The following is a 256-nucleotide window of genomic DNA, read 5'->3' on the forward strand; positions in this document are numbered from 1 at the left end:
CGACCGGGCTCGATCTGTCGCTGGGGGCGAGCACGAGTGCAGTCGGTGATGCGACCTTGAACGCCGGCCGCGATGCGCTGCTGAACGGCCTGCTGATCGGTGAGGCAAACGGTTCGGTAACGGCGGGGCACGACATCGGCGGCGCAGGTACGCAGGCCTTCACGCAAGCCGTATCCTTCACGGCGCAACACGATATTGCGTTGACGGGCGGCGTGCAGGCGAGCGAGGTGAGTGCGATCGGCGGTAACAACGCCGC

Annotated in this window: 1 protein-coding gene; it reads left to right on the forward strand. The window is 66.8% G+C overall.

Translation table 11 applies throughout. The features are described 5' to 3' along the window. Positions 1-256 (forward strand): hypothetical protein (locus EN859_RS37380; protein WP_135913758.1); only part of this gene is annotated, 256 nt, incomplete at both ends.

Source organism: Mesorhizobium sp. M00.F.Ca.ET.216.01.1.1 (assembly GCF_004010325.2).
Lineage (GTDB): Bacteria > Pseudomonadota > Alphaproteobacteria > Rhizobiales > Rhizobiaceae > Mesorhizobium.